This is a genomic window from Dactylosporangium sp. NPDC000244 (genome assembly GCF_040300725.1).
GTDB lineage: Bacteria > Actinomycetota > Actinomycetes > Mycobacteriales > Micromonosporaceae > Dactylosporangium.
Map to the genome: position 1 here is coordinate 101,458 of NZ_JBEPEH010000004.1, position 26,624 is coordinate 128,081.

Here is a 26,624-nt window from a genome sequence, read left to right on the forward strand (position 1 = left end):
GCTGATATCAACATACTGATCTAAGGTTCCTGATATGACAGCCCGCCCGATCAGGACCGTGGCGTTCGCCTGCGCGGCGCTGCCCGACATATCGAGCAGCCCCCCCGAAACCAAGGAGCCCGTCATGACCGTCAAGTACACCGAGCGCGGCACCGGCCGCCCCGTCCTGCTCCTCCACGGCGGCGCCGGCCCCGCCTCGGTCACCGCCTTCGCGGACCGCCTGGCCGCCGAACACCCGGCCCGAGTCATCACCCCCACGCATCCAGGCTTCGACGGCACCGACCGCCCCGCGGAGGTCGACGGGATAGCAACGCTGGCCGCCCTCTACCGCGACCTGCTCGACGACCTCGAACTCGACAACGTCGCCGTGGTCGGCAACTCGATCGGCGGCTGGATCGCCGCCGAGCTGGCCGTGCTCGGCTCCCCCCGCCTCGCCAGCGTCACCGTCGTCGACGGGGTCGGGATCGCGGTGCCCGGGCACCCGGTCATCGGCTTCTTCGGGCTCACGTTCGAGCAGATCGCCGCGGCCAGCTACTTCGACCCGTCGGGCCGGGTGATCGACCCGGGCGCGATGCCGGAGGCGGCCCGGGCGGTCATGGCCGCGAACCGCGAGACGCTGGCGCTGTACGCGCCGAGCATGGAGGACCCGACGCTGCGGGACCGGCTGGCGGGCGTCACCGTGCCGGCCCTGGTGATCTGGGGCGACAGCGACGGGATCGCCGGGCCGCAGTACGGGCGGGCGTACGCCGAGGCGATCCCCGGTGCCCGGTTCGTCCTGCTGGAGAGGACCGGGCACCTGCCGCAGCTGGAGAGCCCGGACGCGCTCATCGGTCCACTGTGGAGCTTCATCGACGAGCACTGAGACGGCGCAAGGGGCGGACCGCCGACGCCCCGAAGGCGGTCCACCCCTTGCATTCCCACCGGACACCAGCGCAAAGCTTCAGCGGGCGCGCCCCGCACGGCGCTTGGCCCACACGTCGAACGCCACCGCGGCCAGCAGGACGAGGCCCTTGACGAGCATCACGCGCTCCGGCGGCTCGCTGTTGAGGGACATGCCGTTGCTGATGACGGCCATGATGAGACCGCCGGTGATGGCGCCGACGACCTTGCCGACGCCGCCCTGCACCGCCGCGCCGCCGATGAAGGCGGCCGCGATCGCGTCGAGCTCGAAGGCGTTGCCTGCGGTCGGGCCGGCCAGGTTGAGCCGGCCGGCGAAGATGATGCCGGCGATCGCCGACAGCACGCCCATGTTGACGAAGATCCAGAACGTGACCTGCTTGACCTTGACGCCGGAGAGGTTCGCGGCCTGCAGGTTGCCGCCGACGGCGTAGATGTGCCGGCCGAAGACGGTGCGCTGGGAGATGAGGGTGTACGTCAGCACGAGCACCGCCAGCAGCACGAGCACCCACGGCAGGTTCTTGAACCGGGCCAGCTGCACGATGACGAACATGAGCACGAGCGAGGCGCCGGCGAGCTTGGCCCAGAAGACCGGCAGCGAGTCGACGGCCTGGCCGTAGCCGATGCGGCCGCGGCGGGCCCGCCACTGCACGGCGACGATGCCGGCGACCGTGGCGATGCCGACGAGCAGGGTGAACAGGTCGGCGCCGCCGAGCGGGCCGAGGCCGACGTTGTTCAGGAAGCCCGGGATGAAGCCGTTGGACAGGGTGCGCACGTCCTCGGCGAAGGGGCCGATGCCCTGGTTGCCCAGCGTCGTCATGGTGAGGGCGCGGAAGACCAGCATGCCGGCGAGCGTGACGATGAAGGCGGGGATGCCGAAGTACGCGATCCAGAAGCCCTGCCACGCCCCGATCGCCGCGCCGGCCAGCAGCGTGATCACGATGGCCAGCGGCCAGGGCACGTCCGCCTTGACCATGAGCACCGCGGCGAGCGCGCCGGTGACGGCCACGACCGAGCCCGCGGACAGGTCGATGTGCCCGGCGATGATGATGAGGATCATCCCGATCGCCAGGATCAGCACGTAGGAGTTCTGGATGACCATGTTCGAGAGGTTCTGCGGCTCGAGCAGGGCGCCGTTGGTCAGGATCGTGAAGAACACGACGATCGCCGCGAAGGCGATGTAGATGCCGCTCTGACGCAGGTTCACCGAGAACCGGGTCGGTGGCGTGACGGTCGGCTCGACCGCGGGTTCGACCACTGTGGTCATGGGCGGGTTACTCCTTGATCCTGGTCATGAGGCGCATCAGACGCTCCGGGGAGAACTCGGCGCGCTCGACCGAGCCGGTGATGCGGCCGGCGGACAGGGCGTAGATCCGGTCGCAGATGCCGAGCAGCTCGGGCAGCTCGGAGGAGATGACGAGGATCGCCTTGCCCTGGTCGGCGAGCTGATTGATGATCGTGTAGATCTCGTACTTCGCGCCGACGTCGATGCCGCGGGTCGGCTCGTCGAGGATCAGCACGTCGGGGTCGGTGAAGATCCACTTGGCCAGCACGACCTTCTGCTGGTTGCCGCCCGACAGCGTGCCGGCGACGGTGCCGACGCTCTTGGCCTTGATGTTGAGGCTGCCGCGGTAGCGCTCGGCGACCTCGAACTCCCGGTTGTCGTCGACCCAGCCGCCGCGGGACAGCTTGCCCAGGGCCGCGCCGGAGACGTTGCGCTGGATGTCCTCGATGAGGTTGAGCCCGTAGCGCTTGCGGTCCTCGGTCGCGTAGGCGATGCCGTGCCCGATCGCCTCCTGCACCGAGCGCAGCTGGATCGGCTGCCCGTGCTTGAAGACCTGGCCGCTGATGTCGACGCCGTAGCTGCGCCCGAAGACGCTCATCGCGAGCTCGGTGCGCCCGGCGCCCATCAGCCCGGCCAGCCCGACGATCTCGCCGGCCCGCAGGCTCAGCGAGGCGTCGTCGACGACCGTGCGCCCGTGCTGGGTCGGCGAGTGCACGGTCCAGTGCTCGATCCGCAGCACCTCCTCGCCGATCTTCGGCTCGTGCGGCGGGAAGCGGTGCTCGAGGTCGCGGCCGACCATGCCGGCGATGATGCGGTCCTCGCTGACTCCGCCGGGGGCGTGCATGTCGAGGGTCTCGATGGTCCGCCCGTCGCGCAGGATCGTCGTGGAGTCGGCGATCGCCTCGATCTCGTTGAGCTTGTGCGAGATGATCACGCAGGTGACGCCCTCGTCGCGCAGGCCGCGCAGCAGGCCGAGCAGGTGCGCGGAGTCCTCGTCGTTGAGCGCCGCGGTCGGCTCGTCGAGGATCAGCAGGCGCACCTCCTTGGACAGCGCCTTGGCGATCTCGACCAGCTGCTGCTTGCCGACGCCGAGGTCCATGGCCGGCGTGACCGGGTTCTCGTGCAGCCCGACCCGGTCCAGCAGCTTCGCCGCGTCGGCGTTCGTGCGGTTCCAGTCGATGAGGCCGCGGCCGACCCGCTCGTTGCCGAGGAAGATGTTCTCGGCGATCGACAGGTACGGGATCAGCGCCAGTTCCTGGTGGATGATGACGATCCCGCGCCGCTCCGAGTCGCGGATGCCGCCGAAGTGGCAGGGCTCGCCCTCGAAGAGGATCTCGCCGTCGTACGTCCCGTGCCCGTAGACCCCCGACAGGACCTTCATGAGGGTCGACTTGCCGGCGCCGTTCTCCCCGCAGATGGCGTGGATCTCACCGCGGCGCACGGTCAGGTTGACGTCGTCCAGGGCCTTCACGCCCGGGAACGTCTTGGTGATGCCCCGCATCTGCAGGAGCGCGTCGGTCATGCTCTTTTCTCCCTCGAGACCGCCGCGGACCCGGGCGCTGACCACGCCCGGGTCCCGGCGGAGCCGCACACTACTTGAGCTGGCTCTCGGTGTAGTAGCCGCCGTCCACGAGCACGGTCTTGTAGTTGGACTTGTAGACCACGACCGGGTCGAGCAGGTAGGAGGGCACGACCTTCTTGCCGTTGTCGTAGTCCTTGGTGTTGTTCACCTCGGGCTTGCCGCCCTTGAGCACCGCGTCGCCCATCTTGACGGTCACGTCGGCGAGCTTGCGGGTGTCCTTGTAGATCGTCGCGTACTGCTCGCCCGCGATGATCGACTTGACCGAGGCGACCTCGGCGTCCTGGCCGGTGACGATCGGGTACGCCTGGCCGCCGGTGCCGTAGCCGGCGCTCTTGAGCGCCGACAGGATGCCGATCGACAGGCCGTCGTACGGCGAGAGGATGCCCTGCACCTTGGCGCCGCCGCCGTAGGCCTTGGTGATCAGGTCCTCCATGCGCTTCTGGGCCGTGGCCGGGTCCCAGCGCAGGATCGCGACGGTCTTGAAGTCCTTCTCGCCGCTCTTCACCACGAGGGTGCCCTTGTCGATGTAGGGCTTGAGCGTGTCCATCGCGCCGTTGAAGAAGAAGGTCGCGTTGTTGTCGTCCGGTGACCCGGCGAACAGCTCGATGTTGAACGGGCCCTGGGCGGTGCCGTCGGAGCCGTCCTCCTTCTTCAGGCCGAGGCCCACCAGCAGCGAGGTCGCCTGCTGCACGCCGACCTTGTAGTTGTCGAAGGTGGCGTAGTAGTCGACGTTCGGCGAGTTGCGGATCAGCCGGTCGTAGGCGATGACCGGGATCTTCTTGTCGGCCGCCTCCTGCAGCTGGGTGGTGATGGCGGTGCCGTCGATCGAGGCGATGATCAGCAGCTTGGCGCCCTTGGTGATCTGGTTCTCGATCTGGTTGACCTGCGTCGGGATGTCGTTCTCGGCGTACTGCAGGTCGACCTTGTAGCCGAGCTTCTCCAGCGCGCTCTTGACGTTGTTGCCGTCGGCGATCCAGCGCTCCGACGACTTGGTCGGCATCGTGACGCCGACCAGGGCGCCGGCGGCGTCCGCGGGAGCGTTGGCGTTCTTGTCGGCCGTCTTCTCGGACGAACCACAGGCGGCCACGCTGAATGCGACCGCGAGGCCAATCGCCGAAGCGGCGATGCGGGCAAACTTCACTTCTCCCCCTCAGGGCAGCGTGCAGCGGTCGGGAGGCGGGGCGTTAAGGGTGTGAACGCTGCCACCGACGCGATTTCGAAAGTATTGCTGGGGCGTTGCCGCCACAGTGTTAACGCTCACAAAGAGGGGTGTCAAGACGGGCGGTCGGATCGTGATCCGGCCGTTTCCACGCCCTGCGCCCGTGTGACGATGGGGCCCATGCGCCTGCTCAAGGGTCTGCACGCCCACGGTACCGACCATCAACCCGCTGTCAGTGTGAACGGTCGCGGACTGTCCGCCGAACGGTTACGCAACGCCGCCGCCGCGGTCGCCGGCGACGTGCACGGGGCCGCCACCGTCGCGGTCGACGCCACCGCGACCCTGGAGACCGTCGTCGCCGTCACCGGCGCCCTGATGGCGGGCGCGGCCGTGGTGCCGGTGCCCGCCGACGCCGGACCGGCCGAGCGGGAGCACATCCTGCGCGACTCCGGGGCGGCCGTGACGCTCGGCAACCGCCCGGACCGCCACCCCGGCGCGGTGCCGGTCGACGTGTCCCGGGAGTCGGCCGCCGGGTTCCCGGACCCGGACGCGGGGGCGGTCGCGCTCGTGATGTACACGAGCGGTACGACCGGCAACCCCAAGGGCGTCGAGCTCACCCACGGCGCCGTCGAGGCCGGGCTGGACGCCCTCGCCGAGGCCTGGGCCTGGACGCCCGAGGACCGGCTCGTGCACGGCCTGCCGCTGTTCCACGTGCACGGCCTGATCCTCGGCGTGCTCGGCGCGCTGCGGCACGGCTCGCCCCTGACGCACACGGGCCGCCCGCACCCGGCCGCCTACGCCGCCGCCCGCGGCACCCTCTACTTCGGCGTGCCCACCGTCTGGTCCCGCGTCTGCCAGGAGCCCGCGGCCGCCCGCGCCCTGCGCCCGGCCCGGCTGCTGGTCTCCGGCAGCGCACCGCTGCCCGCCCCGGTCTTCGAGCGCCTGTACGCGCTCACCGGTCACCGCCCGGTCGAGCGCTACGGCATGACCGAAACGCTCATCACGATCTCCAGCCGCGCCGACGGCGAGCGCCGCCCGGGACAGGTCGGGGTGCCCGTGGCCGGCGTGCGCACCCGGCTCGTCGCCGAGGACGGCACCGACGCCGCCCGCGACGGGGAGACCATCGGCGAGCTGTGGGTCGACGGGCCGATGCTGCTGCGGCGGTACCGCGGCCAGCCCGCCGAGTCCGCCCGCACCCCCGACGGCTGGTTCCGCACCGGCGACCTCGCGCGCATCGCGCCCGACGGCTGGCACCGCATCGTCGGGCGCGCCTCCACCGACCTGATCAAGAGCGGCGGCTACCGCATCGGCGCCGGCGAGGTCGAGGACGCGCTGCTGGCCCATCCGGCGGTGCGCGAGGTGGCCGTCGTGGGCGTGCCCGACGAGGACCTCGGCGAGACCGTCACCGCGTTCGTCGTGCCCGCCGGGTGGCCGAGCACCGTCACCGAGCGCGAGCTGGTCGACTTCGTGGCCGCGCACCTCAACGTGCACAAGCGCCCGCGGGTGGTGCACTTCCTCGAGGCGCTGCCGCGCAACGCGATGGGCAAGGTGCAGAAGAAGCGGCTGCACGGTCCTATGCTGTAGGCCGGACGTCTTGTGGGTGGGCGGTGGTTCGCGGTGGAGACGGGCAGGATTCTGCGGTTCGACGAAGTCCGGGGTTACGGCTTCATCGCGCCGAACGCGGGTGGCGAGGACGTGTTCGTGCACGCCAACGACTTCGGCGACCAGCGGCACCTGGTGCATCCCGGGATGCGGGTCGAATACGAGGTCGAGGAGGGCGAGCGGGGGCTGAAGGTCGCCTCCGTGCGCATCCTCGACACCCCGCAGCCGTCGCGCCGCGAGCACGCCCGCACCACGGCCGCCGCCACGGCGCCGTTCACGCCGCTGACCGATCACCCGCGCGGCGGTGAACGTTCCGGTGAGCGCTCGGGCGGCGAGCCGGGCGAGGACGACGGGCTGTGCGACGTGCTGTCCGGCCGCGAGTTCACGGCCGAGGTGACCGAGCTGCTCATCCAGCACGTGCCGTCGCTGACGGGCGCGCAGATCGCGCAGGTGCGCCAGCACCTCGCGGCGCTGGCCCGCAGTCACGGGTGGGTGGAAAGCTGAACTTCCTCTAGGGTTGCGCCTGTGAAGGTTCTGTTCATCGGCGGCAGCGGGATCATCAGCTCCGCGTGCTCGCGCCTGGCCGTCGAGCGCGGCATCGACCTGTTCGTGCTCAACCGTGGCGAGTCGCGGCAGCGGCCCCTGCCCGAGGCGGCGACGCTGCTGCGGGCCGACGTGCACGACCCCGCCGCGGTGCGGGAGGTGCTGGCCGGGCACTCCTTCGACGCCGTCGTCGACTGGGTCGCCTTCACGCCCGAGGACGTGCGCGCGGACATCGAGCTGTTCCGGGGCCGCACCGGGCAGTACGTCTTCATCAGCTCGGCCTCGGCCTACCAGACCCCGCCGGCGCGCCTGCCGGTCGTGGAGTCCTCGCCGCTGCGCAACCCCTTCTGGCAGTACAGTCGCGACAAGATCGCCTGCGAGGACCTGCTCGTGCAGGTGTACCGCGACAAGGGCTTCCCGGCGACCATCGTGCGCCCCTCGCACACGTATGACCGCACGCTCGTGCCGTTCGACGGCGGCTGGACGGTGCCGGCCCGGATGCGCGCGGGCAAGGAGATCGTCGTGCACGGCGACGGCACCTCGCTGTGGACCCTGACGCACCACGAGGACTTCGCCCGCGCCTTCGTGCCGCTGCTGGGCCACCCGCGCGCGATCGGCGACACCTTCCAGATCACCAGCGACGACTACCTGACCTGGAACCAGATCGCCGAGCAGCTCGCCGCGGCGCTGGGCACCACCGCGAAGATCGTGCACGTGCCGTCGGACGCGATCGCCGCCGCCGACCCGGACTGGGGCGCCGGCCTGCTCGGCGACAAGGCCCACTCGATGGTCTTCGACAACAGCAAGGTCCGCGCGCTCGTCCCGGACTACGTGGCCACCATCCCGTTCCACCAGGGCGCGGGCGAGATCGCCGCCTGGTTCGACGAGGACCCGGCCCGCCAGGTCGTCGACGAGCGCCTGGACAAGGTGATGGACGACCTCGTGGCCCGGTTCCGGGTATGAGCAAGGACGACCTGCGGCACTACCTCCAGCGGGGCCGCGACAGTCTGCTGTGGAAGCTCGAGGGCCTGAGCGAGTACGACATCCGCCGTCCGCTCGTGCCCACGGGCACGAATCTGCTCGGGCTCGTCAAGCACGTGGCCTCGGTCGAGTCCGGCTACTTCGGGGCGACGTTCGGCCGGCCGTTCCCCGAGCCGCTGCCGTGGATGGACGACGACGCCGACGTCAACGCCGACATGTGGGTCACGCCGCAGGAGTCCCGGGAGGACGTCGCCGGGCTCTACCGGCGGGTCTGGGCCCACTCCGACGCCACCATCGAGGCGCTCGACCTCGACGCGCCCGGACGGGTGCCGTGGTGGAAGCCGGAGAGCGCGGACGTGACGCTGCACCGGATCCTGATCCACATGATCGCCGAGACCGACCGGCACTGCGGCCACGCCGACATCATCCGGGAGCTCATCGACGGATCGGCCGGCGTGCGGGCCGACTCCAGCAACCTCGCGTTCGCCACGGCCGAGGAGTTCCGGGCCTTCCACGACCGGATCGAGCGGGCGGCCCGCGAGGCCTCCTAGATGCCGACGCGGGCCCGGATGACCGCGACCAGGGAGTCCTGCACCGACTCCAGGGTGCGGTCGGGCTCGAAGACCAGCCAGTCCACCGCGACCACCAGGCACACGCCGAACAGGGCCGCCGCGGCCATGCGCACGTCCAGGCCCGCGTCGAACCAGCCCTCGTCGGCGCCGCGGCGCAGCACGTCGGCGATGACGTCCACGGCCTCGTCGCGCAGCAGGTGCAGGGTCTGGTGCCACTCGCGGTTGGTGCGCCACATCTCCGACAGCAGCAGCTGCGCGAACGAGCGGTGCCGCTGGATGTACGCCAGCTCCGCCCGGATCAGCGCGACCGCCTGCTCCGGCGGGGTCGCCGCGGCCGCCACGGCGGCGCGGAAGTCGGTGGTGAGCAGCCCGACCCCGTGGCGCAGCAGGGCCTCGAAGAGCGCGTTCTTCGAGGGGAAGTTGTAGTACACGGTCCCCTTGGCGACCCCGGCGGCGACCGCGATGTCGTCGACCGTCGTGGCCGAGAAGCCGTGCTCGGCGATCAGCTCCATCGCGGCGTCGTAGAGGCGCTGCTTGGTGTCGTCGCGGCGGCGGGTGCGACCGTCGGGCACGGCTCGGGACTCCCTACATCACCAGGTCCGGGTGGAGCTTCGACGGGGTGAGCCGGCGCCCGCGCCACGCGGCGAGCGTGGTGAGGGCGAACGCGGCGGCCGCGAATCCGGCCAGGACGAGCGCTCCGGTGACCACCGTACCGCCCGGGCCGCCGTTGACCAGGTGCCGCAGTCCCGACACCACGTAGGTCATCGGCAGGAACGGGTGCACCGCCTGCAGGAAGCCGGGCGTGGTCTCGATCGGGTAGGTGCCGCCGGACGAGGTCAGCTGGAGCATGAGGACCGCCAGGGCGACGAGCCGCCCCGCGGGGCCGAGCCGGGCGCCGAACCACTGGATGAGCGCGGTGAACGCGACGGCGGTCAGGGCCAGGAAGGCGTACATGCCCAGCGGGTGCGCCGGGTGCAGGCCGAGCGCGAAGCGGACCACGAGGAACAGCGCGGTCGCCTGCACCACCCCGATGAGCAGCGCGGGCAGCCAGCCGGCCAGGGCCGCGCGCCAGGGCTTCGCGCCGGAGACGAGGTGCCGGCGGGTCAGCGGGCGCAGCACCATGTAGCTGATCATGGCGCCGACCCAGAGGGCGAGGCCGAGGAAGTACGGCGCGAAGCCGGCCCCGTAGGTGCCCGCCGGGTGCTCGGTCTCGCGGTCGAGTGCGACGGGGTCGCCGAGCACGCCGGCCCGCTGGGCGCGGGTGTCGGGGTCGTAGCCGGGGATCTTCCCGGCGCCGTCGGCGAGCCCGTCGGCCAGGCGGGTCGCCCCGTTGCCGAGGTCCGCGAGGCCGGCCGCGAGCCGGTGCCCGCCGTCGGAGAGGGTGCCGAGGCCGCTGTCGAGCTGGCGGGCGCCGGTGGAGAGCCGGAAGAGGCCGCCGTTGAGGTCCTTGGCCCCGGTAACCGCCTGGCCGGTGCCGGTGTGCAGCCGCTCGGCGCCGCCGGCGAGCGCGTCGAGGCCGTCGGCGAGCCGGTCGACCTGGGTCCGGGCCGCGGCGACGTCGTCGGCGAGGTGCGGGGCGGCCTGGGCGACCTGGCGGGCCGTCGTCGCGACCGCGGTCATCTGGGTGCGCAGCTGGTCGAGGTCGCCGGTGTCGAGCCGGGTCTGCAGCTGCCGGGCGGCCGTCGCGGCGGCGTCGGCGGCCCGCAGCGCGTTCTGGTAGTCGGTGCTGTCCGTGATCTGCGGGTACCGCTGCCCCAGCCGCTCCAGATCGGCCTTGGTCGCGGCGGTCTGCTGCGCGGCGGTCTTCGCGAGGCCGGGCAGGGCGTCGAGGTGCGCCACGATCAGGTCGGCCCCGTCGGCGATGGCCGTGGCCGCGTTCGCGATGAGCTCGGCGTTGTCGCGCAGCACCGGACCCACGGCGTCCGCGGCGGCGTCGACCTTCCCCGCGAGCAGCCGCCCGCCGGCCGCGGCCTGGGCGGTGCCGTCGGCGAGCTGGGCCGCGCCCGCGTCCAGGGCGACGAGGCCGTCGTAGAGCTCCTTCGACCCGGCCGTGGCCTGGGCCAGCCCGTCGTCGAGCTGACCGGCCCCGGCGTGCGCCCGGTCGATGCCGTTGCCGAGGTCCCCGGCGCCGCTCTTCGCGTCGGCGGCCCCGCCGGCCAGCTGGGAGGCGCCGGCCGCGGCCTGCTGCGTCTGGCTCTTGAGGTCGGTGAAGCCGATGAGCATCCGGTCGAAGTAGCCGCGCGCGGCCGTGCTCGAGGCGCTGGCCCGCACCTCGGTGAAGACGCTGCGGGACAGCTGCCCGGACAGGTAGTTGGTGGCGTCGTCGTTGACCACGGTGAGCTGCCCGCGGGTGGCGTCGCGCGCCGGGTCCGGCGGGGTGACGAGCGAGGCCGAGAAGTCCGCGGGGATGGTGAAGACGAGCTGGTAGCGGCCGTCCTCGAGGCCCTGGCGGGCCTGCTCGGCGGTCGCGGGCTGCCAGCCGAAGACGTCGCGGTGGCGCAGCTCGTCGGCGAGGTCCCGGCCGGCGTTCAGGGTGCTGCCGTCGGAGGCGCGGGCCGGCCGGTCGGCGTTGACGATGGCGACCGGGATGTGGCGCATGTTGCCGTACGGGTCCCAGAAGGCCCAGAGGTACAGCGCGCCGTACAGCAGCGGAATGAGGGCCAGCACGACCAGCGCCGCGATGGTGATCGGGGCGCGCAGGAACCGGCGCAGCTCGAACAGGTTCATGCCGCACGCTCCGTGACGATGACGGCCGTGCCGGTGTCCCGCAGCGCTTCCAGCAGCATCTTCCGCTCCACTTCGGACAGTCCATTGTCGACATCGTCGGCGAGGATGATCCCGGGCTCGCCGACCCGGGCGAGGGTCAGGCACAGCAGGTGGGCACCCAAGCGGTCGAGGTCGCGCCCGAGGCCGTGGGGATCCAGCGGTACCCCCTCCAGCCGGTCGAGCGCCTGGCGCCGCCGCCGCCCGAGGTTCCACGACGCCCGGCCGAGCAGCACCAGCCGCTCCTCGACGTGCTCGGCGACGGTGAGGCCGGGCTCGGGCTCGTTGACCCCGGCGACGAACCCGAGCGCGGGCCGGGCGAGCCGGCGCACGGTGCCCTCGGTGGTCCGGAAGTACCCGGCCAGCGCGAGCAGCAGCGAGGTGCGCCCGCTGCCCGCGGCCCCGTCCAGGGTCACGAGCTCGTCCTCGCCGACGGTGAGGTCGACGCCGCGGAACACCCATCCGCGGCGTGTGCGCGCCCCGAGCCCCTCGGCGACGAGTACGTCCGCCACGACAGCCTCCCCAAGTTGTACTGACCAGTCAGTCTAAAAACATTCGTATGCTCCACCGCTATTCCTTGCATCACTAACCCCATAGGGGTTATACAAGGGGTATGACGATTGTGCGCATTGACGTGACCCTCCCCGACGACCTCGCCGCCGCGCTGACCGAGACCGGCCTGCCCGCCTCGGCGCTGTGCGAACGCGCGCTGGAGCAGGCCCTGCGCCGGGTGTCGGCCCTGCGCTCCGGCGACGTGGAAATGCCGAACTGGACCGCCCGCGCCCGCACCGCCCTGCGGCTGGCGTCGCAGCGCACGGACGCGGCCGTGACGACCGCAGACCTGCTCCACGGCGTGCTGGCCGAGGGCACGAACCTGGCCGTGCGCCTGCTGCCACCCCTGGGCGAGGCACCCCTGGGGCAGGAGGACGCGGTGCCGCAGTGGTCGGGCCCGGCGGTGGCCGCCCTTGAGCTGGCCCACGCCGAGGCCGCCGGCCTGGGCCACAACTACGTGGGCTGCGAGCACCTGGTGCTGGGCCTGCTCGCGGAGCCGTCCGGCCGCGGCGGCGAGTTCCTGCGCGCCCGGGGCCTCGACCTGGCGAGCTTCCGGGCGGCGGTGGTGGCGGCGCTCGCGGGGTTCACGCATGCCCGCGGCTAGCCCGGCCGCGGGCACACTGGTCTACCTGCTACTGGTCCTGCCGCTGCTGCTCGACCTCGCCCGGTGACCGGCGCGGCGGGCCGGGCCGGGCTCAGGGGCGCAGGAGGGGGCGGCTCACCAGCGCCGCCAGGGCGGCGATCACCGCGGCGAAGCCGAGCAGCGCCACCGGCGCGCTCACGAGCTGGGTCAGGATGCCCAGGCCGAGGACCGGGACGGCCAGGCCGAGGTACCCGCCGAGGAACACGCCCGCGAGGGCCTCGCCGCGCACCGGCGCCGGGGCCAAGCCGGCCACCGTCGAGATCGCGCCCTTGAGCAGGGCGCCCGCGCCGGCGCCGGCCAGGACCCCGCCGAGCAGGAAGGCCGGCAGGGACTCGGCCCAGACGGCCGCGGTCACCGCGGCGAGGCCGACGACGATCAGGGCCAGGCCGGCCGCGAGCTGGTCGCGGGTCGAGCGGCGGCGCAGCAGGACCTGGGCCACGGCGCCGGAGCCGAAGACCAGCGACGCCACGGCGCCGGCCAGGGCGCGGGACGGGTGATGCAGCGTGCCGGCCACGAAGGCGGGCGCCAGGGACGTGAACAGGCCCAGGACCGACAGCGAGGCGAACGCCCCGGCCGCGGCGGCGAAGTAGCGGGGCCGGGCCGCCGCGGGCACGCCGGCGCGCTGCGGGCGGTACCGCCGCCACGACACCGCCACCGTCTCCGGCGCCAGCGCCACGGCCGCCGCCGCGACGAGCAGCAGCGCGAGGAAGACCAGGTAGGGCGTGCGCAGCGGCGCCGTCACGTACTGCGCGAGCAGGCCGGACACGATCGGGCCGAACGCGAAGCCGCCGAGGTTGGCGACGGTGGCCACGAGGTCGCCGCGGGCCCGGCCGGCGTCGGGGCGGGCCTTGGCGTGCAGCTCGGACAGGTGCGCGGTGGCGGTCGCGGTGATCATGCCGATGCCGAGGCCGGACAGCACCCGGGCGATGATCACGACGCCGAACGAGGTCGAGGCGAGGAACAGGGTCGCGGCGACGGCCTCGAGGAGCACGGCGGGCAGCAGCACGCGGCGGCGGCCCAGCCAGTCCGAGACGTGGCCGGCGAGGAAGAGGCTGACGATGACGCCGAGCGCGTAGGCGGCGAACGCGACCGTGACGGCGATCGTGGAGTACCCGTCGTGCCGCTGGTACAGCGCCCACAGCGGCGTCGGGACGACGGAGAACGCGAGGGACACCGCGAACGCGAACGCGATCGCCCAGAACCCCTGCTCGTGGCTGAGGCGGCGGTCGGCCGCGCGGCGCTCGGCCGGGCGGGTCAGGACGGTGGTCATGCCGGCCAGCGTGCCTCGCCGGGATCAGCACCGCCAACGAATCTTCGTGCTCGCGACCATCACGAAATGCGATGATGCTCCCCATGGAGCTGCGGCATCTCGTGTACTTCGTGACGGTCGCCGAGGAGCGGAACTTCACGCGCGCGGCGCAGCGCCTGCGGGTCGTGCAGTCCGGGGTCTCCGCGGCCGTGCGCGCCCTGGAGCGCGAGCTCGGCGCGCGGCTGTTCGAGCGCAGCTCCCAGCGGGTGGTGCTCACCGACGCGGGGGCCGCGCTGCTGCCCGCCGCCCGGGCCACCATCGACGCCGCCCAGTCGGCCCGGGACGCCGTGGCCGAGGTCCGCGGCGGCCTGCGCGGCACGGTGCGCATCGGCACCCTGATCTCCGTCGGGTTCGTGGACCTGCCGGGGCTGCTCGGCCGGTACCGCGCCGAGCACCCCGCCGTCGACCTGCGCATGCGCGCCGCCCCGACCGGCTCGGCGGGCCTCGCGGCGAGCCTGCTGGACGGGGAGCTGGACGTGGCGTTCCTGTCGCTGCCGGGCCGCGCCCCGGCCGGGCTGTCGGTGCGCACCCTGGCGGCCGAGCCGATCCTGGCGGTACTGCCCGCCGCCCACCCGCTCGCCGGGCGCCCCCGCCTGACGCTCGCCGACCTCGCCGAGGAGCCCTTCGTCGACTCCCCGCCGGGCTACGGCAACCGCGCCGAGGTCGACCGCGGGTTCGCCGCCGCGGGCCTGCGCCGCCGGGTGGCCCTGGAGGTGGCCGACATCGCGACCGTGCGGCAGTACGTGCGCGAGGGCCTGGGCGTGGCCCTGATCCCGCGCTTCTCGGCGCCGGACGAGCCGGGCCTGCGGGTGGTGCCGATCGACGCCGACCTGCGCTGGACCTTCGCGATCGCCACGGCGTCGGCCCGCCGCCCGAGCGCGGCGGTCCGGGCGCTGCTGGACCTGGTGGACGCGTACCGCACCTGACCCGCCTTCGTCCACATCGGACGCCGGTCGCAAATGCGGACTCCGGGCACATCGAGTCGCGTCGAGTGCTCTACTGGAATGTGGCCCCGCGCGTGCGCGCTCCCCGCCCGGCCGGGGCCGAATCCGTTCCGCGGATCTCCAGGGCCGGCTCAGGGCCGGACCTCGGGGACGAGCCGGGGTTGCGTCCCGGATGCGGGCCGGCGCGCCGTATTCGTACGGTGTGAGCAGGGTGAACGTTCCAGGGAGGTGCGAGATGCCCGACGTGTTGGCGATCGCGCGCGCCGAGGCGCTGTTCGTCTCCAGCGTGCAGTCCTCGGAGTCGCCGGCGGCGGTCGAGGTGCGCAAGGCGGTCGCGGAGTCCTTCGCGCGGCTCGGCAGCCGCGGCTGCGCGGCGTGCGTGGCCGGCGAGTTCGGCGACCACCCCGAGGTGGCCGTGGCCCGGATGCGCTGGGCGATCGCGATGGTGAGCACGGTGTACCAGCCCACGCTTCGCGGAGTCTGCCGCCGCTCCCGCCGCCCGGGCCCGACGACCACGTGCACCGCGTGACAGCGGCGGCGACACTGATGGGGTGACGACCGACGGCGTGATGCGGGTCAGGCGGGTGCGCGGGCGGCTCGCCCGCGAGGGCGCGGCGTGGTCGGCCGGCAACGGGCTCGAGTTCGAGACCGTCAGCCTGCCCGAGGACGACTGCGACCGGCTTCGCGACCTGCTCGTCGCCGAGCGCGCGGCATCCGTGGTGGAGATCGGGCTCGCCTACGCCAGCTCCGCGCTGGCCATCGGCGAGGCGCTGCTGACCGTCGGCGCGCCGGACGCGCAGCACGTCATCATCGACCCGTTCCAGGACAGCGTGTGGTCCGGCGCCGGCTGGTCCCTGCTGTGCGACGCGGGGCTGGACGCCATCGCCCACCTGGTGCCGGCCTGGTCCTCGATCGCCCTGCCGGGGCTGCTCACCGACGGGTTCGTCGCCGACGCGGCCTTCGTCGACGGCAGCCACCGCTTCCACGAGGTCTTCGTCGACGCCTACTTCCTACGCAAGATCGTCCGCCCCGGCGGGCTGATCGTGCTCGACGACTACTGGGCCCCGTCGGTGCGCACCGCCGCCGCCTACTTCGAGCGCAACCTCGGCTGGACGGCGCTGCCGGATGCCCTCGGCGGCGACCGTTGCCAGGCGTTCCGGCTGCCGGCGGAGGCGTACGAGCCCCCGTTCCGGCAGTTCGAACCGTTCTAGCCCTTCGGCAGCCGCGCGCTCGCGTCGCCGCGGGTCTTGGCGACCTGCTCGGCCAGGGTCTTCACCGTCGGGCTGGTGCCGTTGGCGAGCTCGGAGGTGGCCAGGTTCCGGAGCTGGTCGAGGTGCTCGCGGAGGGTGGCGACGGCCTGCTGCTCGAACTCCGGTCCCGTGCCCGCGCGGAGCCGGGCCAGCAGGTCGGCGTCGACGAGGCCCGGCATCTTGTGGCCCGCGTGCGGGTTGTCCTTGGGCAGGCCGGCCTGGTCGGAGAGGGCCCGCAGGCGCGGGATCTCCTGGTCGTACGTCCCGCGCAGCTCCCCCGCCAAGGCCACCAGCGCCGGATCGGCGGCCTTGGCGCGGACCAGGTCCAGCACCGGCAGCAGCTGTTCGTCCATCGGGATCATGAGCTCGACCCAGGCCAGGTCGGTGCCCCCGAACTCCGAGGCGGCCGCGGCGACGGCCGGCGGCGGGGCGGCGCCCGGTTCCGGCTCGGCACCGCAGCCCGCGACGAGCGCGAGCACGGTGAGCAGGCCGGCGGCGAGGCGGATGTGCGCGGTCGGCCGTGGCGGCGGTCGGCGTCGCATGATGTGGGCGACCTCCCTGTCGAGGGCGCGGGCGGCGAGTTTGGTGGCTGCGGCGTTCCCAGAGCCCGCGGTGGACCTTTGGTGGCGAGCCTGCGGCTGCGGCGTTCCGGGGCGCCCAGAGCCCGCGGTGGAACGCCGCAACCGCAAGGTCGGCGCGGGTGCGGCGTGGTGCCGCGCCCGGTGGCGGGGACCCCAACCCGGTCACCGCCACGACGGCTGGCGCGAATCGCCCGGCACCGGGCCGGACGACGTCTCCCGCCGGCGCGCGCCGAGGTGCCCCGCCCGGGACACACCACGGACGCTCGGGCAGCCCCCGCCTGGATGACCGACCCGAACGACCGCGCTCGTGCGCACTCCGCCGGGCGACCCAGTCAGCCCCCGTCAGGCCCGCTGACCCGCTGCACTGGCCGCCCCGGAAAACACGCTCCGCCGGCACCCGATCCATTGGAGAGCGCTCTCCGTAGCAGCCAGTCTCACCGCTTCCCCAGCCGGTGTCAACAGCGGAAAGGCCCTTTGAACCACGGCCCGGCGCAATCTTGGGAGAGCGCTCTCCCAGTCGCCGCTCGAGTGCGCAGCGCCCCGTTTTGAAGGCAGCGCACCCACGCATCGACACTGCGCGAAGACGCCCCCGAAGCCCCGAAGCCCCGAAGCCCCCGAAACGGATATTTGACCTGTCGGGCGATAAGTCCGATATGTCGCGGCGCGGAGCGCCCGACATATCGGTATGACTCACCCCCGGCGAACCTCGCGCAGGGTGTGGGCTGCGAGCGAGTACATCTCCGGCGTCCCGGTCGGATCGGCGGCCACGGCTGCCGCGATGGCCAGAGCCCACCCCCGGCCCCGCTGCCACGTCTCCTCGTCCGCGTCCAGCGCCGCCCGGAAGCGGGCCCGGCCGGCAGCGTCGAAGGCCAGCCACGCCGCGGCCAGGTCCGTTGCCGGGTCGCCCGCCGTCAGGTCGCCGAAGTCCAGGACCGCGGCCAGGCGGCCGGCCGCGCCGGCCAGGAGGTTCCCGGGGTGCGGGTCGCCGTGGACCCAGAGCGGCGGGCCCGGCCAAGGCGGGAGCGCCGCCAGCTCCTCCCACAGCGGGCGCAGGTCCGTGGGTACCCGGCCCGACGCGAAACGCTTGGCCATCGCCTCGGCGAGCGCGGGCAGGGGCACGCCGCGGACCGGGTTGGCGGGGGCGTCGGCGGGGGCGGGCACGTGCAGGGCGATCAGGAACGCGGCCAGTTGCTCGGCGAAGGCGGCCCGGGGCGCGACCGGCGTTCGCAGGACCACGGTGCCGGCGAGCCAGGGGGTGATGCTCCAGGGGTACGGGTAGTACGGCGCGGGGCGGCCTGCGCGTACGGGGGCCGGGATCGGAAGCGGCAGGGTCGCGGCCAGGGCGGGCAGCCAGCGCTGTTCGTGGCGGATGAGGGCGGCGGCCGCCCGGCGACGGGGGACCCGCACGGCCAGGCCGGGCCCGAGCCGGAAAACAGCGTTGTCCCAGCCCGTCGCGACCGGCTCCAGCGCGCCGTCCAGGTCGGGGTGCTGGTCGCGCATCAGACGGTGCACCAGCGCTTCGTCGACGGCGAGGTCGGCCTCCATCCGGATAGCATGCTCCACCGTGGAGCACGACGTGCGCGGCGTGGTTCGCCGTCATCTGCCCGGCGTCGGCGCCGGCCGGGTCGAGCCGCTCGGGCAAGGGCTCGACAACACCGCGTACCTCGTCGACGGGGCCTGGGTCGTCCGGTTCCCGTCCGACCCGGACGCGCTCGACGTGGCCCGCGAGGCGCGGCTGCTCGCCGAGGTCGCCGACGTGCTGCGCGGGATCGCGGCCGTGCCCGAGCCGGCCTTCGCGGCCGAGGGGGCGCTCGGGTATGCGCTGCTCCAAGGGGTACCACTCATGCGGCAACCGGCCGCGGACCTCGGCGGGATCGCGGGCACGCTCGGGGCGGCGCTGCGGGCCCTGCACGCGCAGCCGCCGGCCCGGTTCGCGGGGCTGGTGCCGCGCGACGCCGACCCGCCGCGGGAGTGGCTGGCCGAGGCGCGGGAGCTCGCCGCCGGGCTCGAGCTGCCGGAGGCCGCGGCGTTCCTGGCGCAGGACCCGCCGCCGGCCGCCGAGCGCCTGGTGTTCTCGCACAACGACCTCGGCGCCGAGCACGTGCTCGTGGACCCGGGGACGGGCACGGTCACGGGGCTGATCGACTGGAGCGACGCCGCGATCTGTGATCCCGCCCGCGACTACGGGCTGCTGCTGCGCGACCTCGGGCCGGGCGCCCCTCCCCCGCCGGCCGAGCTGCGGGAGCGCGCCCTGTTCTATGCGCGCTGCGGGCTCATCGAGGATCTCGCGTACGGCCTGTCACAGCACGAGCACCACTACGCCGACAAGAGCCGCCGGCAGGCCGCGTGGCTGTTCACGCCGAGCGGCGGACCACCAGCTTCGGGTCGAAGATGACCGACTCGACGCGCAGGCCGGGGTCGTCGATGCGGGCCAGCACCAGCCGGGTGGTCTCGGCGGCCATGTCCTCGAGCGGGTGGCGGACCGTCGTGAGCTGCGGCCGCGCGTCCAGGGCGGCGCTGCTGTCGTCGAAGCCGACCACGGCCACGTCCTCGGGCACCCGGCGGTCGAGGCTGCGCAGGGCCATGAGCGCGCCCTGCGCCATGAGGTCGTTGGCCACGAAGACGCCGTCCACCGTGGGGTACTGCCGCATCAGCTCCAGCAGCGAGGACTCCCCGGACTCGTAGGTGAACCCGCCCTCGACCGTCGGGAACCAGGCGTGGCCGTGGCGGGCGAGGGCCTGGCGGAAGCCGGTCAGGCGGTCCTGCGAGGCGGGCACGTGGGCGGGGCCGGTGATCATGCCGAGCCGGGTGCAGCCGCGGCCGAGGAGGTGCTCGGCGGCCAGGGCGCCGCCGGCGTCGTTGGCGAGGTCGACGTACGAGATCGGCACCGGCTGCGCGGGGCGCCCGACGAGCGCGGCCGCGATGCCCGCGTCGCACAGCTGCTGGGGCAGGGTGTCGTCCGGGTGCAGGCTCAGGACCACGGCGCCGTCGGCCTGGCCCTGGCCGAGGTCGCCGACGAGGCGGGTGCGGGCCTCCTCGTTGCCGACGATCTGCAGGGCCAGCTGGATGCCCTTGGGCCGCAGGACGCTCATCACGCCACCGACGATGCGGCCGAAGAACGGGTCGGCGAAGAAGCGGCGCATGAACGGGTCGTCGTCGTGCGAGACGGCGTCGGAGACGACCAGGGCGACCGTGCCGCTGCGGCGGGTCACCAGCGAGCGGGCGGCCCGGTTGGGCACGTATCCGGTCGCGTCGACGGCCTGCCAGACGATCTCGTGCAGCTTCGGGTCGACGTTGCGAACCCCGTTGATGACCCGCGACACCGTGGCCCGCGAGACCCCCGCGGCCTCCGCCACATCTTCTAAGGTAGGTCGCCGTTTCTCGGTCACGCGCATTTATAGCACGTCATACGGAAAGCGCTCTCCAGGCAATCTGCCCAGAGAGCGCTTTCACGGCATTCCAGTCACGCGACTACGAGCGGTACACCCCGAACTCCCACAGCGAGTAGCCGTAGGCCGTCGCCCGGGTCTGGCCGTTGATCCGCACGTACCGGGCGTTGCCGTTGACGTTGACGTCGTCGAACCCGCCGTCGCCGGCCGTGGTCGAGTAGATCGTCGTCCAGTTGGCGTTGTCGTCCGACGTCTGGATCTGGTAGCCCTTCGCGTACGCGTCCTCCCAGGCCAGGAAGACCTTGTTGAAGGTCTGCTTGGAGCCGAGGTCGACGGTGATCCAGGCGGTGTCGAGCCACTCGCTGGCCCAGCGGGTGCCGTAGTTGCCGTCCACCGCGTAGGAGGGCAGCTGCGGGCCGTTGGTGCCGGTCGGCTGGTAGCTCGACGCCGTGGCCGTCTTGTTCAGGGCGAGGTTCGTGCCCGGGATGCTGGGCGCGACCACCTTGAACGAGCGGGTCTCGATGCCGACGTTGCCCTGGCCGTCGAAGGCGTACACGTAGATCTTCCAGACACCCAGCTTCTCCGGCGCGGTGACCGTGAACGTGGAACCGTTCTGCGTGAAGTTCACGTTCCGGAAGCCGGTGCCGCCGGTGATGTACTTGTCGCTGGCCATCAGGTTGTAGCGGATCGTGTCGCCGTTGGGGTCGCTCGCGGCCACGTTCACCGTGAACTGGCTGCCCGCCGGCACGGCCGTCTGGTTGGACACCGTCATCGCGGTGATCTGCGGCGCGGTGTTGGCCAGCGGCGTACCGGTGTAGGCCTGCTTCAGCGCCCCGTACCCGAGCCGGCGCCAGCCGCCGGGGTACGTGTTGAGCCAGACGCCGCCGAAGTCGTTCTCGAGGCCGTAGTGGAACTCGGTCACGCCGAGGGCCACGCCCGGGTGCGACTTGATGGCGTTCCAGCTGGCCGTGTAGCCGTCGCGCTTCTGCAGGTCGGTCGGCTCGTTCGGCACCCCGTTGACGTCGTTGGGCACCTCCCACTCGCCGGACGGCCCGCCCTCGGTGACGATGTACGGCTTGGTGTATCCGCCGTTGATCCAGTCCTGCTTGATGTTGCCGATGGCCCCGTAGGAGTTCACGGCCAGCAGGTCCAGGTGCGGCGAGTTCGCCTTGTAGTACGGCCAGGCGCCGGTGTACGCGTCGGTCGAGGTGACCGGGTGGTTCGGGTCGGCCGCGTGGATGGCCACGGCGAGCTCGTCGACGAACTTGGCGTACGCCACCCGCCGCGCCTCGACGTCGGCCGCGGACAGCCCGTGGTCCTGCATCGTGAGGATGACCTCGTTGCCGACGTCCCACATGAGCACGCCCGGGTTGTTCTTCAGCGCGTTGACCCGGTTGACGATCTCGGTCTTGGTGTTGTTCTTGTACGTGGTGTCGTTGACGTAGTCGGCGCCCTGGTTGAGCCAGTGCCCGACGACGACCTTGAGGCCCTGCTGGGCCGCCCGGTTGAGCAGCTCCGGGGTCTGCGCGTCGTCCACGCCCCAGGTGCGGATCGTGTTGACGCCCATGTTCTTGAGGTCGCGCACGTAGCCGTCGGCGGCGCCCTGCGGCGGGCCGTACGTGAGGCCCTTGACCTCCCACGGCTGCCCGTTGACCTGCAGCTGCCAGTTGCCCTGGCTGCCGGTCACCTTGACCACGCTCGGGCCGGCCGGCGTCGCCGGGTCGGTCATCGCGGCCGGGACCGTGCCCGTCGCCTTCGCCACCGTCACCGAGTCGACGGAGAGGATGCCGCCGGAGGTGGTGTTCGGCGTCGGGGTGGTGAAGCCGGCGATCGCGTTGGGCAGCGAGCCGCCGACGGACAGGTCGAAGCGCAGGTAGAACCCGTGGTGCACGGCGTTGTTCCACGCCGTCACGCCGACCTGGCTCTCCCGCACGACCCAGGACTGCTTGCCGTCGAGGTAGAAGCGGATCTCCTCGTCGGTCTTCGTGCGGTCGATGACCTGGGTGTACTCGTGGTAGCCGGTCTGGCAGCCGACGCACGAGGCCAGGCCCGAGGAGCGGCCGTTGTACTCGCCGCAGACGCCGTCCGGGGCCGTGCCGCAGTGCAGGGTCTGCGAGAGCTGGCTGCGGCCGTTGACGTCGGTCATGATGTCGGTCTCGCCGACGCCGGGCCAGTTGTTGTAGTTGCCGCGGTACGCCGCGCCGGTCGCCCGGAAGCCGGGCCAGTAGCCGGCGGCGTTGGCCACATCGGGCTGCTTGACCAGCGCGGTGAACTTCACCTGCTCGCCCGGGGCGGCCTGGAAGTCGGTGCGCTGGGTCTCCAGGCGGCCGGAGGTCCAGTTGCCGGCCCCGTCGCGGATCGCCTTGATGTTGAGCTTGCCGGCGCCGTCGAGGTACACGTTGGCCGTGCTGTTGCTGGCCGTCTCGACCTCACCGGTGCCCCAGTTGGCGGCGCCGCCCGGGAACTGCGTGCCGGTGCGCATGAGCCAGTTCGCCGCCGACGGCGACGTGTTCGCCGCGCCGTCGAACGTGTCCTGCCAGACCGTGGTCCAGCCGGGATCCTGGGTCGGCGGGGTCGAGGGGGACGTCGAGGGGGTCGGCGACGTGGTGGTCGTGCCGCCGCCGGCGTACACCTTGAACTCCCACAGCGAGTAGCCGTAGCCGCCGGGGCGGGCGGTGCCGTACATGCGGATGTAGCGCCCGGAACCGCTCACCGGGATGGTCTGCGTGCCGCCGGTGCCGGTGCTGGTGGAGTAGATGTCCGTCCAGGCCGTGCCGTTGGCCGAGGTCTGCAGCTGGAAGGTCTTGCCGTAGGCGGACTCCCACTGCAGGACCACCTGGCAGATCGACTGGGTCGAGCCGAGGTCGATCTGGATCCACTGCGGGTCGCTGAACTGGCTGCTCCAGCGGGTGCCGGCGTCGCCGTCGACTGCGTACTGCGGGCCGTTGCCCGCGCCCTCCGAGGACGAGGCCGTGGCCGTCTTGCCCTGCGCCACGTTGGTCGCGGTGTTGCAGGCGCCGCCGGTCGGGTTCGTGGTGCCGCCGATGGTGCCGTAGACCTGGAACTCGTACAGCGAGTACCCGTAGCCGGAGCCGCGGACCGTGCCGTACATGCGCACGTAGCGTCCGGTGCCGGTAACGGTGAGCGTCTGCTCGCCGCCGGTGCCGGTGGTGGTGCTGTAGATGTTCGTCCAGTTCTGGTCGTCGGCCGAGGTCTGGATCTGGAAGGCCTTGCCGTAGGCGCCCTCCCAGCTCAGCTTGACCTGGCTGATCGTCGCGGTCGCACCGAGGTCGATGCGGATCCACTGCGGGTCGCTCCACTGGCTGCTCCAGCGGGTGCCCGCGTTGCCGTCGTTGACGTAGCTGGCGGCGACATCGGCGGCCTGCTCCGAGGAGGCCGTGACGGGCTTGCCTTGCGAGATCAGGCCGTCGGCGGCGCGCGCGAACGGCGCGACCACGACGGCGACGGCGGCGACGACGGCGAGCACCAGGGCGATGCGCCATCGCGAGGTCAGGAGTTTCCGCCAGGCGGGGGCGGACGTGTGCGCCGGATGCACGAGGGGGCTCCTTGCGGGGTGTGTGGAGGGCGCCGCGGCGGTTTGGAGAGCGCTCTCCGATTGCTCGCAGTGTTGTCCGGCCGTTTCCGTCGTGTCAAGGGTTCGCGGCTATTCGCGGCCATGAGGAGCACCCCTGGACCTTGACACTCACCCACAAAGGGTCGCAGTCTGGTCACACAGTTTGGAGAGCGCTCTCCAAACCATTCCCTACGAGGCACGGGGTGATACGTGTGAGCACGACGGCAGTCCAGGCCACGCAGGACGCGCTGACCTTCCCCTCGACGTTCTGGTGGGGCGCCGCGACGGCCGCGTACCAGATCGAGGGCTCCGTGGACGCCGACGGCCGCACCCCGTCGATCTGGGACACGTTCGCGGCCCAGCCGGGCCGGATCGACGGCGGCGACACGGGCGCCACGTCGACCGGGCACTTCCTGCGCTACCGCGAGGACGTCAAGCTCATGGCCGAGCTCGGGCTGTCGGCGTACCGGTTCTCGATCGCGTGGCCCCGCGTCCGCCCGGCCGGCGGCGCCGGCGTCAATGAGGCCGGCCTGGACTTCTACGACCGGCTCGTCGACGAGCTGCTGGCCGCGGGCGTGCGCCCGGTCGCCACCCTCTACCACTGGGACCTGCCCCAGGAGCTCGAGGACCGCGGCGGCTGGACGGCCCGCGACACCGCGCTGCGCTTCGGCGACTACGCGGCCGCGGTCGGCGCCCGCCTCGGCGACCGGGTGGCCATGTGGAACACGCTCAACGAGCCGTGGTGCTCGGCGTTCCTCGGCTACGGCACCGGCGGGCACGCCCCCGGCCGCCGCGGCCACGTCGGCGCCCTGACCGCGACCCACCACCTGCTGCTGGCGCACGGGCTGGGCGTCGCGGCCCTGCGCGCGGCCGGCGTGACGGGCCAGGTCTCGGTCGCGCTCAACGCCGGGGCCGTGCGCCCGCTGACCGGGAGCCCGGCCGACGCCGACGCCGCCCGGCGCATCGACGGGCTGCTGAACCGGATCTTCTTCGACCCGATCCTGCGCGGGTCGTACCCGTCCGACACCGTCGAGGACACCCGCGACCTGACCGACTGGCACTTCGTCCACCCGGGCGACCTCGCGGCGATCTCGGCCCCGGTCGACGCCGTCTGCGTGAACTACTACCAGCCGGACCTGGTGAGCGCGGCCCCCGACGGCGTGCTGGACCACAACACCCCGTACCCGACCGCGCAGGCCGTGCGGTTCCACCCGACGCCGGGCCCGGTGACGCACATGGGCTGGTCGGTGGACCCGACGGGCCTGCGGGACCTGCTGCTGCGCATCAACCGCGACTACGGCGACCTCCCGATCTACGTGACCGAGAACGGCGCCGCGTACGACGACCGCCCCGGCCCCGACGGCGGCATCGACGACCCGGAGCGCATCGCCTACCTGCGCGGCCACCTGGCGGCCGTGCACGAGGCGATCGCGGCGGGCGTGGACCTGCGCGGGTACTTCGTGTGGTCGCTGCTGGACAACTTCGAGTGGGCGTTCGGCTTCAGCCGCCGCTTCGGCCTGATCCGCGTGGACTACGCGACCCTGGAGCGCACGATCAAGGCGAGCGGCCGCTGGTACGCCGACGCCATCGCCCGCAACGCCATCTGAGGCCACCCCCGCCCCCTCGACGGCGGCCGGCCCACGCCCAGCCAGCGCCCGGCCGCCGTCGGGGCTCAGCGCTCGTCAGCGCTCATCCAGCACGCGGCGCATCTTGCCGGCCGAGCGCTCCACGGTGCCGGGCCCGGCCACCTCCACGCGCATCGTCACGCCGATCGAGCCCTTCACCGCGCGCTCCAGCTCCCGCGCGTCCGCCTCGGCCGTCTCCGGTGCCGAGTCCGGGCGGCGCTCGGCGCGCACGGTGAGCACGTCGAGGCGGCCGTCGCGGGACAGTACACACTGGAAATGCGGCGACAGGGACGGCCGGCGCAGCAGGAGCTCCTCGATCTGGGTCGGGAACACGTTCACGCCGCGCACGATCATCATGTCGTCGCTGCGGCCGGTGATCCGCTCCATGCGGCGCATCGTGCGCGCGGTGCCGGGCAGCAGGCGGGTGAGGTCGCGCGTGCGGTACCGGATCACGGGCATCGCCTCTCTGGTGAGCGACGTGAACACCAGCTCGCCGTAGGAGCCGTCGGGCAGCACCGCGCCGGTGACGGGGTCGACGATCTCCGGGTAGAAGTGGTCCTCCCAGATCGTCAGGCCGTCCTTGGTCTCGGCGCACTCGTTGGCGACGCCGGGGCCCATCACCTCCGACAGCCCGTAGACGTCGACGGCGTGCATCTGCAGGCGCCGCTCCAGCTCCGCGCGCATGTCCTCGGTCCAGGGCTCGGCGCCGAGGATCCCGACCTGCAGCGAGGTGTCCCGCGGGTCGAGGCCCTGGCGCTCCATCTCGTCGACGATCGCCAGCAGGTACGACGGCGTCACCATGATGACGTCGGGCCGGAAGTCCCGGATCAGGGTCACCTGCCGCTCGGTCATGCCGCCGGAGACGGGCACGACCGTGCAGCCGAGGCGCTCGGCGCCGTAGTGGGCGCCCAGGCCGCCGGTGAACAGCCCGTAGCCGTACGCGACGTGGACCAGGTCGCCGGGGCGCCCGCCCGAGGCCCGGATCGAGCGGGCCATGAGCCCGGCCCAGGTGTCCACGTCGGCCTTCGTGTACCCCACGACCGTGGCCTGGCCCGTCGTGCCCGATGAGGCGTGGATGCGGGCCACGCGCTCGCGCGGCACCGCGAACATGCCGAACGGATAGTTCGCGCGCAGGTCGGCCTTCGCGGTCATCGGGAATCGCGCCAGGTCCGCGAGGTCGCGAAGATCCGACGGGTGTGCTCCGGCCGCCTCGAACGCGGCCGTGTAGTGCGGCACGTGCTCGTAGGCGTGCCGCAGGGTCTGCCGGAGCCGTTCGAGCTGCAGGGCGGCCAGCTCGTCGCGGGAGGCGGTCTCGATCGGCTCGAGGGAACCGGGGGCGGGGGTGACGTCACGCACACGACCATCCTGCACCC

At 72.7% G+C, this 26,624-nt stretch carries 23 protein-coding genes; 11 read left to right on the forward strand and 12 right to left on the reverse strand.

Annotated elements, in window-relative coordinates; all coding sequences use genetic code 11:
• Positions 1 to 124: 124 nt before the first annotated feature.
• Entirely contained in the window at positions 125 to 862 is a 738-nt protein-coding gene (locus tag ABT369_RS07080; RefSeq protein WP_350610786.1) for an alpha/beta fold hydrolase, read from the forward strand.
• Positions 863 to 940: 78 nt separating this feature from the next.
• Here ABT369_RS07080 and mmsB read toward each other — a convergent pair whose 3' ends face one another.
• The 3 genes from mmsB to chvE all read right to left on the reverse strand — a co-directional run bounded on the left by mmsB (position 941) and on the right by chvE (position 4,905).
• Positions 941 to 2,164 carry a multiple monosaccharide ABC transporter permease gene (gene mmsB / locus ABT369_RS07085; RefSeq protein ID WP_350610787.1) on the reverse strand — a complete coding sequence of 408 codons (1,224 nt, stop codon included), beginning with the start codon at positions 2,162 to 2,164 and terminating at the stop codon, positions 941 to 943.
• 7 nt (positions 2,165 to 2,171) lie between these two features.
• Positions 2,172 to 3,704, reverse strand: coding sequence for a multiple monosaccharide ABC transporter ATP-binding protein (gene mmsA / locus ABT369_RS07090; RefSeq protein ID WP_350610788.1), 1,533 nt, complete (start codon positions 3,702 to 3,704; stop codon positions 2,172 to 2,174).
• Positions 3,705 to 3,774: 70 nt separating this feature from the next.
• Positions 3,775 to 4,905: a multiple monosaccharide ABC transporter substrate-binding protein gene (chvE, locus tag ABT369_RS07095; RefSeq protein ID WP_350610789.1), complete on the reverse strand. Its 1,131-nt coding sequence runs from the start codon at positions 4,903 to 4,905 to the stop codon at positions 3,775 to 3,777.
• 198 nt (positions 4,906 to 5,103) lie between these two features.
• On the opposite strand from chvE, the gene ABT369_RS07100 reads away from it, so the two are divergent.
• Genes ABT369_RS07100 through ABT369_RS07115 form a run of 4 tightly spaced genes read left to right on the forward strand, consistent with a single transcriptional unit; the run spans position 5,104 to position 8,600 of the window.
• Complete coding sequence (locus tag ABT369_RS07100) at positions 5,104 to 6,507, forward strand: acyl-CoA synthetase (RefSeq protein ID WP_350610790.1); 1,404 nt, start codon at positions 5,104 to 5,106, stop codon at positions 6,505 to 6,507.
• A gap of 33 nt (positions 6,508 to 6,540) precedes the next feature.
• Positions 6,541 to 7,029, forward strand: coding sequence for a cold-shock protein (locus ABT369_RS07105; protein WP_350610791.1), 489 nt, complete (start codon positions 6,541 to 6,543; stop codon positions 7,027 to 7,029).
• Positions 7,030 to 7,050: 21 nt separating this feature from the next.
• A complete protein-coding gene (locus ABT369_RS07110) occupies positions 7,051 to 8,031 on the forward strand; it encodes an SDR family oxidoreductase (RefSeq protein ID WP_350610792.1) in 981 nt (326 codons plus the stop codon).
• Positions 8,028 to 8,600 carry a DinB family protein gene (locus ABT369_RS07115; RefSeq protein ID WP_350610793.1) on the forward strand — a complete coding sequence of 191 codons (573 nt, stop codon included), beginning with the start codon at positions 8,028 to 8,030 and terminating at the stop codon, positions 8,598 to 8,600. Before ABT369_RS07110 ends, ABT369_RS07115 begins: the two co-directional genes overlap by 4 nt.
• Here the strand turns inward: ABT369_RS07115 and ABT369_RS07120 are convergent.
• The 3 genes from ABT369_RS07120 to ABT369_RS07130 are packed head-to-tail and all read right to left on the reverse strand — an operon-like array spanning position 8,597 to position 11,896.
• A complete protein-coding gene (locus tag ABT369_RS07120; RefSeq protein ID WP_350610794.1) occupies positions 8,597 to 9,193 on the reverse strand; it encodes a TetR/AcrR family transcriptional regulator in 597 nt (198 codons plus the stop codon). The genes ABT369_RS07115 and ABT369_RS07120 overlap by 4 nt on opposite strands.
• A gap of 13 nt (positions 9,194 to 9,206) precedes the next feature.
• Entirely contained in the window at positions 9,207 to 11,348 is a 2,142-nt protein-coding gene (locus ABT369_RS07125) for a YhgE/Pip family protein (RefSeq protein ID WP_350610795.1), read from the reverse strand.
• Positions 11,345 to 11,896 carry an ATP-binding cassette domain-containing protein gene (locus ABT369_RS07130; RefSeq protein WP_350610796.1) on the reverse strand — a complete coding sequence of 184 codons (552 nt, stop codon included), beginning with the start codon at positions 11,894 to 11,896 and terminating at the stop codon, positions 11,345 to 11,347. Before ABT369_RS07130 ends, ABT369_RS07125 begins: the two co-directional genes overlap by 4 nt.
• A gap of 101 nt (positions 11,897 to 11,997) precedes the next feature.
• On the opposite strand from ABT369_RS07130, the gene ABT369_RS07135 reads away from it, so the two are divergent.
• Positions 11,998 to 12,540 carry a Clp protease N-terminal domain-containing protein gene (locus ABT369_RS07135; protein ID WP_350610797.1) on the forward strand — a complete coding sequence of 181 codons (543 nt, stop codon included), beginning with the start codon at positions 11,998 to 12,000 and terminating at the stop codon, positions 12,538 to 12,540.
• A gap of 91 nt (positions 12,541 to 12,631) precedes the next feature.
• Here ABT369_RS07135 and ABT369_RS07140 read toward each other — a convergent pair whose 3' ends face one another.
• Positions 12,632 to 13,849: an MFS transporter gene (locus ABT369_RS07140; RefSeq protein WP_350610798.1), complete on the reverse strand. Its 1,218-nt coding sequence runs from the start codon at positions 13,847 to 13,849 to the stop codon at positions 12,632 to 12,634.
• A gap of 83 nt (positions 13,850 to 13,932) precedes the next feature.
• Between ABT369_RS07140 and ABT369_RS07145 the strand changes: the two genes are divergently transcribed.
• From ABT369_RS07145 to ABT369_RS07155, 3 genes are all read left to right on the forward strand, one after another.
• Positions 13,933 to 14,814, forward strand: coding sequence for a LysR family transcriptional regulator (locus ABT369_RS07145; RefSeq protein ID WP_350610799.1), 882 nt, complete (start codon positions 13,933 to 13,935; stop codon positions 14,812 to 14,814).
• Positions 14,815 to 15,067: 253 nt separating this feature from the next.
• Positions 15,068 to 15,361 (forward strand): hypothetical protein, encoded by a 294-nt coding sequence (locus tag ABT369_RS07150; protein ID WP_350610800.1) that lies wholly within the window; start codon positions 15,068 to 15,070, stop codon positions 15,359 to 15,361.
• Between the two features lie 22 nt (positions 15,362 to 15,383).
• Positions 15,384 to 16,043 (forward strand): class I SAM-dependent methyltransferase, encoded by a 660-nt coding sequence (locus tag ABT369_RS07155; protein WP_350610801.1) that lies wholly within the window; start codon positions 15,384 to 15,386, stop codon positions 16,041 to 16,043.
• On the opposite strand, the gene ABT369_RS07160 is transcribed toward ABT369_RS07155, so the two are convergent.
• The gene (locus ABT369_RS07160; RefSeq protein ID WP_350610802.1) at positions 16,040 to 16,624 is read right to left on the reverse strand and encodes a DUF305 domain-containing protein; all 585 of its coding nucleotides are present in this window, start codon (positions 16,622 to 16,624) and stop codon (positions 16,040 to 16,042) included. The two genes, ABT369_RS07155 and ABT369_RS07160, sit on opposite strands and share 4 nt — an antisense overlap.
• 729 nt (positions 16,625 to 17,353) lie before the next feature.
• Positions 17,354 to 18,208: a phosphotransferase gene (locus tag ABT369_RS07165; RefSeq protein WP_350610803.1), complete on the reverse strand. Its 855-nt coding sequence runs from the start codon at positions 18,206 to 18,208 to the stop codon at positions 17,354 to 17,356.
• Between the two features lie 19 nt (positions 18,209 to 18,227).
• On the opposite strand from ABT369_RS07165, the gene ABT369_RS07170 reads away from it, so the two are divergent.
• Positions 18,228 to 19,058: a phosphotransferase family protein gene (locus ABT369_RS07170; RefSeq protein WP_350610804.1), complete on the forward strand. Its 831-nt coding sequence runs from the start codon at positions 18,228 to 18,230 to the stop codon at positions 19,056 to 19,058.
• Here ABT369_RS07170 and ABT369_RS07175 read toward each other — a convergent pair.
• Together ABT369_RS07175 and ABT369_RS07180 are read right to left on the reverse strand one after the other, a co-directional pair.
• Complete coding sequence (locus ABT369_RS07175) at positions 19,018 to 20,019, reverse strand: LacI family DNA-binding transcriptional regulator (RefSeq protein WP_350610805.1); 1,002 nt, start codon at positions 20,017 to 20,019, stop codon at positions 19,018 to 19,020. The two genes, ABT369_RS07170 and ABT369_RS07175, sit on opposite strands and share 41 nt — an antisense overlap.
• A gap of 115 nt (positions 20,020 to 20,134) precedes the next feature.
• Entirely contained in the window at positions 20,135 to 23,608 is a 3,474-nt protein-coding gene (locus tag ABT369_RS07180) for a galactose-binding domain-containing protein (protein ID WP_350610806.1), read from the reverse strand.
• A gap of 230 nt (positions 23,609 to 23,838) precedes the next feature.
• Between ABT369_RS07180 and ABT369_RS07185 the strand changes: the two genes are divergently transcribed.
• Positions 23,839 to 25,233: a GH1 family beta-glucosidase gene (locus ABT369_RS07185; protein ID WP_350610807.1), complete on the forward strand. Its 1,395-nt coding sequence runs from the start codon at positions 23,839 to 23,841 to the stop codon at positions 25,231 to 25,233.
• A gap of 75 nt (positions 25,234 to 25,308) precedes the next feature.
• Here the strand turns inward: ABT369_RS07185 and paaK are convergent, their stop codons facing one another.
• Positions 25,309 to 26,607, reverse strand: coding sequence for a phenylacetate--CoA ligase PaaK (gene paaK, locus ABT369_RS07190; RefSeq protein WP_350610808.1), 1,299 nt, complete (start codon positions 26,605 to 26,607; stop codon positions 25,309 to 25,311).
• Positions 26,608 to 26,624: the final 17 nt, after the last annotated feature.